Source organism: Gilliamella sp. wkB178, assembly GCF_001690705.1.
Lineage (GTDB): Bacteria > Pseudomonadota > Gammaproteobacteria > Enterobacterales > Orbaceae > Gilliamella > Gilliamella apicola_K.
On the sequence record NZ_LZGK01000013.1, the window covers coordinates 871,980 to 882,024 of the forward strand.

Genomic DNA, 10,045 nt, shown 5'->3' on the forward strand with positions numbered 1-10,045 from the left:
ACATTTACACAGGATAACTGATGTTAAAAAAAAAGCTAGCATGTAGCTAGCTTTTATTCTAAATAATGATATTTAATAATTAAATGCGGTGAACTGATGTAGTATTGGTAGTTCCGCTTGGTACTAATGCTCCAGAAACCATCACAATAGTGTCGCCTTGTTGTAAACCACATAACTTCACTGCCATTTCTTTCCCAAGACGATAAAAATCATCAGTAGAATTTATCGCATCGATTAAAATAGGTTCAATACCTTTAGATACTGCTAGTTGATTAACTGTCTTTTGACTAGATGATAGCGCTAGAATGCGTGCTCTCGGGAAATAATGACGAACTTCTCGAGCAGATTTTCCGCTACGAGTTGCAACCACAATTAATGGCGCATTTAAACGTTCAGCTATTTCAACCGCACCACAACAAACAGCAGCAGTAATACGTAATGTTCCTTCTTGTGCCGTTAAAGCTAATGAAGCAGGAATAGTTTTGTCTGTACGATTACAGATTGTTGCCATCACTTTTACTGCTTCTAATGGATATTTACCTTTGGCACTTTCACCAGAAAGCATTACAGCATCAGTACCATCAATAATTGCGTTAGCCACATCTCCCGCTTCAGCGCGAGTAGGGCGTGGATTTTTAATCATCGAATCAAGCATTTGTGTTGCTGTTATTACCGGTTTCGATGCTTTGTTACATTTACGAATCATCATTTTTTGAGCAAAAATAACTTCCTCAACAGCAATTTCAACACCTAGGTCACCACGAGCTACCATGATACCATCAGAAGCTTCTAGAATTTCATCAAAATTATCTAAACCTTCCTGATTTTCAATTTTTGAAATAATTTTAATATCTTCACCAGCATGAGATTTTAGAAATGATCGGATATCGTCAACATCTGAACGCTTGCGAATAAACGAAGCAGCGATGAAGTCAACACCTTGTTCACAACCAAAAATAAGATCATTTTTATCTTTTTCCGCTAGTGCAGGTAATTTGATAGAAACCCCAGGTAAATTAACCCCTTTATGTTCACCTAAATCACCATTATTTAAAACAGTACATATAACCTCATTACCTTTGATCTCTTTGACATCCATGGCAATTAAACCATCGTCAACTAAAACACGATTACCTGGTTTAAGGTCACGAGCAAAACCATCATAAGTTACTGCCACTCGTTGCGAATTACCAATAACTGATTTATCGGTTGTAAAAGTGAATGTTTGCCCGGCTACAAGAGATACATCTTTACCACCTTCTAAATTAATGGTACGGATTTCAGGACCTTTAGTATCTAACATGATAGCTGCTTTTAATCCTGTTTCTTGCATAACTTCACGTAGATTTTTGATGCGATTACCATGTTCTTCATAATCACCATGAGAAAAGTTCAAACGCATAACATTCATGCCTGCATTTAATAATTCTGCAAGCATTTCTTTTGATTCTGATTTAGGTCCTATGGTACAAACGATTTTTGTCTTTTTCATAATATTATCTACTAGTTGTTAATGTTAATGTTTAAATTTTTAAATCAATTCGAGTCTTTGTAAAAAAAAACCAATGCCAGGGCATTGGTATAAAAGATAGGTAAAAAGATATTAGTAACCGAAAAATAGTTACTAATAGTAAATACAATATTTGCAGAATTATTTATTCCCATTAAACGAATATCCCTAAAAAAACTCTAGATATTATAGTCTTAACTACCTTTTAAATAAAGTGATTTATGATGAAATATGCTTTAAGTTAAATAAGGATTATTTTATAAATAACAGATTTTTCTAAATCATTTATATCAAAATATTTTAGAAAACTTATGATTAAAGATCACATTAAATCTTTAAGTTGATAACTAAGTTCATCATCATTATTTCTTAAGATTAATTGATCTTTATTTAACGAAATTTTTGCACCTTTGGTAATAAATTGTTCGATAGTTAAATCAAGTTTGTCTAGTTGTTCATCATTACATAACATCTTAGTCATAGCAATTGACGATCCTTTAATTACATCATCTTTAAGACTTACTTGACTATTGAAATTATTACACATTTTACTGGTTATATGCATATTTTCACCAAAAACTAGCTCAGGCTGATTTTCTGAGGAAATATTGACATTATTAGCTTTGATTAATACAAAACGATGGTGTAAAAGATCTGTCTCAGTTATTTTATTAGATTCATTACAACCTGATAGAACAGTTACACTGACAACTAATGCAACCGCAAGACCGTTTTTTTTCATATAAGCACACTCCTAAGGAAGGTAAGATTTGTTATAATTAAAAGCAATTATTATAAAACTAATATATTTAATTCTTTATGTTAACTCAACCGCAATTAAAATTATTTGAATCAATGACATATCTCGATAAGCATAAACTAAGTAAGTTAATTCGAAAACAAACAAACATAGATGAAAATGATTCATTAATACAACGGGCTCTTATTAATTACGCAACTCGATTACAGTCGTTGCCAAAACAAATTGATTTCCCTAATAATTTACCGGTAGTAGAAAAAAAAGAAGCTATTTATGCTGCTATTAAAAATCATCAAGTAGTAATCATTGCCGGTGAAACAGGTTCCGGTAAAACCACTCAAATTCCTAAAATTTGTTTAGAGTTGGGTTTAGGTGTTAAAGGTTACATCGGACATACTCAACCACGGCGATTAGCAGCCCGCTCGGTGGCTAGCCGTATTGCTGAAGAATTGAAAACAGAAATAGGGGATCTGGTTGGTTTTAAAGTTAGATTTTCAGATCATGTAAGCGATACAACTTTAATCAAATTAATGACCGACGGCATCTTACTTGCTGAAATACAAAAAGATAAACTTTTATTACAATATGATACGATTATTATTGATGAAGCCCACGAACGTAGTTTAAATATTGATTTTATTTTAGGTTATTTAAAACAATTATTACCTAAACGCCCTGATCTAAAAGTTATTATTACCTCAGCTACAATAGATGTTGAACGTTTTTCAAAGCATTTTAATCAAGCTCCAATTATTGAGGTTTCAGGACGAACTTATCCGGTTGAAGTTAGATACCGACTTGGGTTTAATGAGGACAACGATAGTGAGGATGAAAAAAATAGTGATTTTCAACCTATTATTAATGCTATTGATGAACTCTTGCATGAAAGTAACGGCGATATATTAGTTTTTTTAACTGGGGAGCGCGAAATTCGTGACTTAGCAGACACTCTCAATAAATTAGATCTACGTCATACTGAAATTTTACCATTATATGCAAGGTTGTCGGCCTCTGAACAAAATCGGATATTTCAAGTACACTCTAAAAGACGCATAGTACTTGCCACTAATGTTGCCGAGACATCATTAACTGTTCCAGGAATCAAATATGTTATAGATCCAGGTTTAGCCAGAATCAGCCGCTATAGTTATAGAACCAAAGTACAAAGACTGCCAATTGAACCTATATCTCAAGCCTCAGCTAATCAGCGTAAAGGTAGATGTGGTCGTACCTCTGATGGTATTTGTATTCGTTTATATGATGAACAAGACTTTTTGTCACGTCCCGAGTTTACCGAACCGGAAATATTACGTACCAATTTGGCATCAGTAATATTACAAATGACCTCATTGGGACTAGGGGATATTGCTGCATTTCCTTTTGTTGAAGCACCTGATTCTAAATATATTCGCGATGGCATTCGATTATTAGAAGAACTAGGTGCAATTTACACCAAAAATCATCAATATCATTTAACCGAAATTGGCAAAATTATAGCTCAACTACCTATTGATCCCCGATTAGCAAGAATGCTGGTTGATGCAAGGCGTTTAGGTTGTAGTAAAGAAATAATGATTATAACAGCCGCTTTGTCAATTCAAGATCCAAGAGAAAGACCCTTTGATAAACAACAAGCATCAGATGAAAAACATCGGCGGTTTGCCGACAAAGAGTCTGATTTTATTGCACTTATTAATCTATGGGATTATATACAAGAACAACAAAATACATTATCAGGTAATCAATTTCGTCGTTTGTGTCAAAAAGAGTTTTTAAATTACTTACGAATTAGGGAATGGCAAGATGTCTATACACAAATTAGACAAACTATTAAGCAATTAGCCTTTCCAATTAATAGCAAGGCAGCTGATTATCGATCAATACATATGGCGTTGCTGAGTGGGTTATTATCCCATGTGGGTATGAAAGAAATCGAAAAACATGAATATATTGGTGCGCGAAATATAAAATTTTCTATTTTTCCTAATTCAGCTCTTTTCAAAAACCAACCTAAATGGTGTGTAGTTAGTGAGTTAGTTGAAACTAGTCGATTATGGGGCAGAACGGCAGCGAAAATTGAAGCTGAGTGGCTGGAACCAATCGCTAAACACTTAGTTAAATATAGTTACAGCGAACCAAGATGGTCTAAAAAGCAAGGCACCACCATGGCCAATGAAAAAGTAACTTTATTTGGCTTGCCTATAGTGACCAACCGATTAGTTAATTATAGCAAAATTGATCCTGTTTTGAGCCGTTCACTATTTATCCGTCACGCACTTGTAGAAGGTGACTGGGTAACTAACCATCAGTTTTACAAATATAATCAAAGGTTGATTCACGAAGTTGAAGATCTAGAACATAAATCGCGTCGTCAAGATATTTTAATTGATGATGATGAATTATATGATTTTTATGAGCATCGGATTGATAAAACAGTTATTTCAGCAAAACATTTTGATTCATGGTGGAAACAAAAACAAAAAACTGCACCTGACTTACTTAATATTGAAAAAGAAGAATTAATAAAACCTTCAGCTCAATTAGTCACAACCTCAGATTTTCCTGACTTTTGGTATCAAGATAATATTAAATTACCTTTGACATATCAATTTGATATTGGTCACAATCGTGACGGTGTCACAATTAATATTCCAATAGATCTTTTAAATCAAATTAAAAATAGCGGGTTCGATTGGCAAGTTCCCGGATTTAGGAAGGATTTAATTATAGCGTTAATTAAGTCATTACCGAAATCTATACGCCGAAGCCTTGTGCCGGCGCCTAATTATGCTGAAGCATTTATGAGTAGAGTAAATACAACTGATAAACCTTTATTAGAAATGTTAGCAAATGAATTTAGAAAAATGACGGGAGTAAAAATTAGTGCTGATGATTGGCAATTAGAGCAAGTACCTGATTATTTGAAAATGACTTTTGCTATTGTTGATAACAATAATAAAGAAATTGCTACAGGAAAGGATCTAGATAGACTCAAAGAACAGCTTAAAATCCAAGTTCAACAAGCCTTAGCATCAATAAAAAACAAGTCGACGAATAACCTAGAACAAACTAATCTTATCGATTGGAACTTTGGTTCGTTACCAACTATTTATGAAGAAAAACAAAAAAATTATACCGTTAAAGCTTATCCTACAATCGTTGATAATCAAAATTCAGTTAGTATTAAATTAATGGATAATCCGCAAGATCAGCAACGGCTTTCTAAATTAGGAATAAGACGCTTACTCATGCTTAATATTCCTTCACCTATAAAATATTTACATGAAAAATTACCGAATAAATCTAAATTAGGGCTATATTTTAATTCGTTTGGTACCGTGTTGATGCTGATTGATGATTGTATAGCTTGTGGCATTGATCATTTAATAGAAACATATAACCAAGTCATACAAGATCCTACACAATATGCAAAATTACTAAATTATACCAAAGTACATATTAACGAAACTGTTGTTGATATTGCCAAGCAAGTTGAATCAATTTTAACGTTACATTTTAATATTAATAAAAAATTGAAAGGGCGAGTGGATTTATCATTAGCTTTTGCCTTATCTGATATAAAGAAACAACTTAATAATTTGGTATATAAGGGCTTTGTAGCTAACACTGGATATTTAAAACTACATGATATTCAACGTTATTTATTAGGTATTGAAAAACGCATTGAAAAATTAATGCTAAATACAAGCAAAGATAGACAATTAATGGCAATAGTAGAAGATATTGAAAACCAATATCAAAATTGGCTAACTAGTTTACCCAAAAATCAAAGGTTACGAGAAAGTGTAAGTAATATCCGTTGGATGATTGAAGAATTAAGAATAAATTTATTTGCACAACAATTAGGAACACCATACCCAATTTCAGCTAAACGTATAAAGCAGCAAATTGAAAATGTGAAGTCAGAATTATAAATATAAATTTATATTTGAATTAATAATAAAGAAGGGCGCTTAGCGCCCCCCAATTATAAAATTTTAAAAAAAGTATATTAACGATACAAATCAACAAAAACAGTGATATTTGGACCATTAGTATCTTGAGCTATTCGAGCAATATGATAATACTTCGCCCCATTGTCAATAGCACGTTTACCAGCTTGATAAGAAATTTCTTGGTCAGTGACATAATAACCTCGGAATTTGATAGTATCAAAGGCTACCATTTTAGCTGCAGTTGCATCATTTAATTCTTGAATCTTTCTACCATCAGGAAGTGTGACAGTGTAACGAGTAACCCGTTGCGGTTCAGCAGCAACAGCCGGAGTTGTAGATTCTGAACTTGCAGTAGCTACTGTTTTAGTATCACTAGTCGTGGTTTTATCAATAACTTTATTATGGAATTTTTCCGCATAGAATTTTTCGTTAAAGGCTGACGGTGAATAATAGCCAGGTCTTTCAACTTGCATTGCCGCTTCACCACCTTGAGCTAGAGCTTGTTGACCAGCTTCCGAATCATATGGAATTGCATCTTCAGGTTGTAATTTACGTTCAGGAGCATCTTTTTTAAATACATATGCTGTTACCTGTAAATTACTACCAATTTCAGAACGATTATCAATATAATAAGCATATGCTCCTTTGCTAGAAGCCTCTTTAGCAATTGCCTGATCTATATCATGTTCACTAGGGAAATAACCTCGAATACGAACAATATCAAATGGTTCGAGCCGAATTGCTTTAGTTTTTGGATATTCGTAAACCCCTTCAAATTGACGCAGTTTTTCTTCTTTTTCTTCCACTTTTGGTGCATCAGCTTTATACAAACGTGCATAAACAATACGTAAAGTATCATTAGAAGGGCTAATATTAGTGGTTGTTATAAAAAAAGAAGCTGCGCCTTCTTTATCTGCTGCCTTAGACATGGCCATAACATAATCATTATCCGTATAAAATGCACCACGGACAGATATTTCTTTAAATGGTTGCAAGCCATTTGCTTGCGCCTCTGTTAATTGTTGGGCAGCAAAAGAGCACATAGGAACAACTGCTACAGTAGCAGCAATAAGAGTTTTCTTTAAACTTATCATATTTGATAGACCTTACAGTAATTTTTTTTTATTAGATTATTTTAACACATAATAAATTCAATTGCCTAAATCTATTAAGGCATTTAAATCCTTAATGAAGATGTATTTACCTTTTACAGATAGTATGTTTTTTTCTTGAAATTTAGTTAAACACCGGCTAACTGTTTCAATAGTTAAGCCTAAATAATTGGCAATATCAGCTCTGCTCATCGCTAATTTTATGTTTAGTGATGTGTGACCGCGTTGTTCATAGCGTTGATAAAGAGAATAAATAAAAACAGCTAAACGTTCATCAGCTTTTTTTTGCGAATAACATAATACTAATTTCTGATAATTATAAATGTCATTACTAAGTAAACTGAAAATAGTATCTCTAACTTTTTTATTAATTTCAATTAAAGACATTAGTTCATCATATTTCAATTCACAAACTAAGGTATCGGTAAGAGCTTTTATATTATTATTGTATATTTGAGTTGAAATCGAATCTAACCCAACAATATCACCAGGTAAATAGAATCCATTAATTTGTTCATTCTTATCCTGAGTGGTGATATATGTTTTTAGAGCACCGGAATGAATGATATAGAATTTAATAAATTTGGTATTTTGGGTAACTAAGATTTGGTCTTTAAGATAAGACTTTTTGCGATCTAAAACTGTACCTAAGGTATTATTTAGTAACATAGGTATACATAATGAGCCAATACTACATAATTCACAGGGAACAGAATAACTGTTCGATCGTAATGGCTTGTAAATGCTTTGCATAATTATTTATTTATTTAATCCTAGCGTATGGTTAATAAGATTACCATCTTTATTAAGAAACAACAATTATTCCATAGGTATTATTTTATATTTGTTAGCCACTTAAAAAATTTTTTTAAAGAATAAGTAAAGATAGAGGGGAATACTAAACTGGTATTAGGAAATCTCTAATTTAATAGTTTTAGGATAAAAACCTTGCATTAAGGTTATTTAACATAATATACATTATGCGCACTTAAGTATTTATATGTTCAATTAAACAAATAATGGGAATAATTATTCACTACAATTTAAATTACAAATAATGATTTGTACGATAGATAAACTAATTATTCGAATTAGAATTCTTTAGTAGCATTATTTCTGTTATATAGCCCTTCATATTATGCAATCATTATTGACTCTAAATTGAAAACAATATAAAAACAAAATCACAATTCTGTGGTGTAACTAATGAGCAGCTATTAATTTAGTGCTATTCATTTAGATAGACCAACTTAAGTAGGTTTTTATACTGAAACGTATACTTCTCAGGAAACATCTTTACAGCTATATCATAACTGATAATGTAAGAATACATCTTTGCTTCGGAATAAATAAAGTGAATCAATATCACTGATAACTTGACTGGAAAATAGACATCAAAGTGACTTTTATTATTTCCAATAATCAGATACTCAAATATTATTATAACTTGAGATAAACCTACATTGCTTGTGCGATAACTTAATAATCACTTTAAAAAATAGCACAGCAGGATTTTTTAAATTTATTCTTACGAATTATTTATTCAGAACATCTTAAAATGCATATTATATTTCTTCTTTTATGCTAACTACCTATTACATGAATTTTTATGTTCATATTAATGGTATAAATAATTATTATAAATCAATATATTAAAGTTGGTATAATGTATATTATGTTAAATAACCTTAATGCAAGGTTTTTATCCTAAAACTATTAAATTAGAGATTTCCTAATACCAGTTTAGTATTCCCCTCTATCTTTACTTATTCTTTAAAAAAATTTTTTAAGTGGCTAACAAATATAAAATAATACCTATGGAATAATTGTTGTTTCTTAATAAAGATGGTAATCTTATTAACCATACGCTAGGATTAAATAAATAAATAATTATGCAAAGCATTTACAAGCCATTACGATCGAACAGTTATTCTGTTCCCTGTGAATTATGTAGTATTGGCTCATTATGTATACCTATGTTACTAAATAATACCTTAGGTACAGTTTTAGATCGCAAAAAGTCTTATCTTAAAGACCAAATCTTAGTTACCCAAAATACCAAATTTATTAAATTCTATATCATTCATTCCGGTGCTCTAAAAACATATATCACCACTCAGGATAAGAATGAACAAATTAATGGATTCTATTTACCTGGTGATATTGTTGGGTTAGATTCGATTTCAACTCAAATATACAATAATAATATAAAAGCTCTTACCGATACCTTAGTTTGTGAATTGAAATATGATGAACTAATGTCTTTAATTGAAATTAATAAAAAAGTTAGAGATACTATTTTCAGTTTACTTAGTAATGACATTTATAATTATCAGAAATTAGTATTATGTTATTCGCAAAAAAAAGCTGATGAACGTTTAGCTGTTTTTATTTATTCTCTTTATCAACGCTATGAACAACGCGGTCACACATCACTAAACATAAAATTAGCGATGAGCAGAGCTGATATTGCCAATTATTTAGGCTTAACTATTGAAACAGTTAGCCGGTGTTTAACTAAATTTCAAGAAAAAAACATACTATCTGTAAAAGGTAAATACATCTTCATTAAGGATTTAAATGCCTTAATAGATTTAGGCAATTGAATTTATTATGTGTTAAAATAATCTAATAAAAAAAAATTACTGTAAGGTCTATCAAATATGATAAGTTTAAAGAAAACTCTTATTGCTGCTACTGTAGCAGT

6 protein-coding genes are annotated in these 10,045 nt (G+C 31.4%); 2 read left to right on the plus strand and 4 right to left on the minus strand.

Annotation, left to right across the window (positions count from 1 at the left end; genetic code table 11):
• Positions 1-79: 79 nt before the first annotated feature.
• The gene (pykF, locus tag A9G13_RS08125; RefSeq protein ID WP_065557068.1) at positions 80-1,492 is read right to left on the minus strand and encodes a pyruvate kinase PykF; all 1,413 of its coding nucleotides are present in this window, start codon (positions 1,490-1,492) and stop codon (positions 80-82) included.
• A gap of 340 nt (positions 1,493-1,832) precedes the next feature.
• The gene (locus A9G13_RS08130) at positions 1,833-2,252 is read right to left on the minus strand and encodes an META domain-containing protein (protein WP_065557069.1); all 420 of its coding nucleotides are present in this window, start codon (positions 2,250-2,252) and stop codon (positions 1,833-1,835) included.
• A 77-nt stretch (positions 2,253-2,329) separates the two neighbouring features.
• On the opposite strand from A9G13_RS08130, the gene hrpA reads away from it, so the two are divergent.
• Positions 2,330-6,205, plus strand: coding sequence for an ATP-dependent RNA helicase HrpA (hrpA, locus tag A9G13_RS08135; RefSeq protein WP_065557070.1), 3,876 nt, complete (start codon positions 2,330-2,332; stop codon positions 6,203-6,205).
• A 77-nt stretch (positions 6,206-6,282) separates the two neighbouring features.
• On the opposite strand, the gene A9G13_RS08140 is transcribed toward hrpA, so the two are convergent.
• Both A9G13_RS08140 and A9G13_RS08145 read right to left on the minus strand, forming a co-directional pair.
• A complete protein-coding gene (locus tag A9G13_RS08140) occupies positions 6,283-7,320 on the minus strand; it encodes a YdgH/BhsA/McbA-like domain containing protein (protein ID WP_081301204.1) in 1,038 nt (345 codons plus the stop codon).
• Between the two features lie 57 nt (positions 7,321-7,377).
• Positions 7,378-8,007, minus strand: coding sequence for a helix-turn-helix domain-containing protein (locus A9G13_RS08145; protein ID WP_176701962.1), 630 nt, complete (start codon positions 8,005-8,007; stop codon positions 7,378-7,380).
• Positions 8,008-9,314: 1,307 nt separating this feature from the next.
• Between A9G13_RS08145 and A9G13_RS08150 the strand changes: the two genes are divergently transcribed.
• Positions 9,315-9,944 carry a helix-turn-helix domain-containing protein gene (locus A9G13_RS08150; RefSeq protein ID WP_176701962.1) on the plus strand — a complete coding sequence of 210 codons (630 nt, stop codon included), beginning with the start codon at positions 9,315-9,317 and terminating at the stop codon, positions 9,942-9,944.
• The last annotated feature ends 101 nt before the right edge of the window (positions 9,945-10,045 follow it).

Excerpts from the sequence above, each read along its gene's own strand:
- A9G13_RS08130 (WP_065557069.1), bottom strand. The coding sequence starts at position 2,252 with ATGAAAAAAAACGGTCTTGCGGTTGCATTAGTTGTCAGTGTAACTGTT.
- A9G13_RS08140 (WP_081301204.1), bottom strand. The coding sequence starts at position 7,320 with ATGATAAGTTTAAAGAAAACTCTTATTGCTGCTACTGTAGCAGTTGTT.
- A9G13_RS08145 (WP_176701962.1), bottom strand. The coding sequence starts at position 8,007 with ATGTTACTAAATAATACCTTAGGTACAGTTTTAGATCGCAAAAAGTCT.
- A9G13_RS08150 (WP_176701962.1), top strand. The coding sequence starts at position 9,315 with ATGTTACTAAATAATACCTTAGGTACAGTTTTAGATCGCAAAAAGTCT.
- hrpA (WP_065557070.1), top strand. The coding sequence starts at position 2,330 with ATGTTAACTCAACCGCAATTAAAATTATTTGAATCAATGACATATCTC.
- pykF (WP_065557068.1), bottom strand. The coding sequence starts at position 1,492 with ATGAAAAAGACAAAAATCGTTTGTACCATAGGACCTAAATCAGAATCA.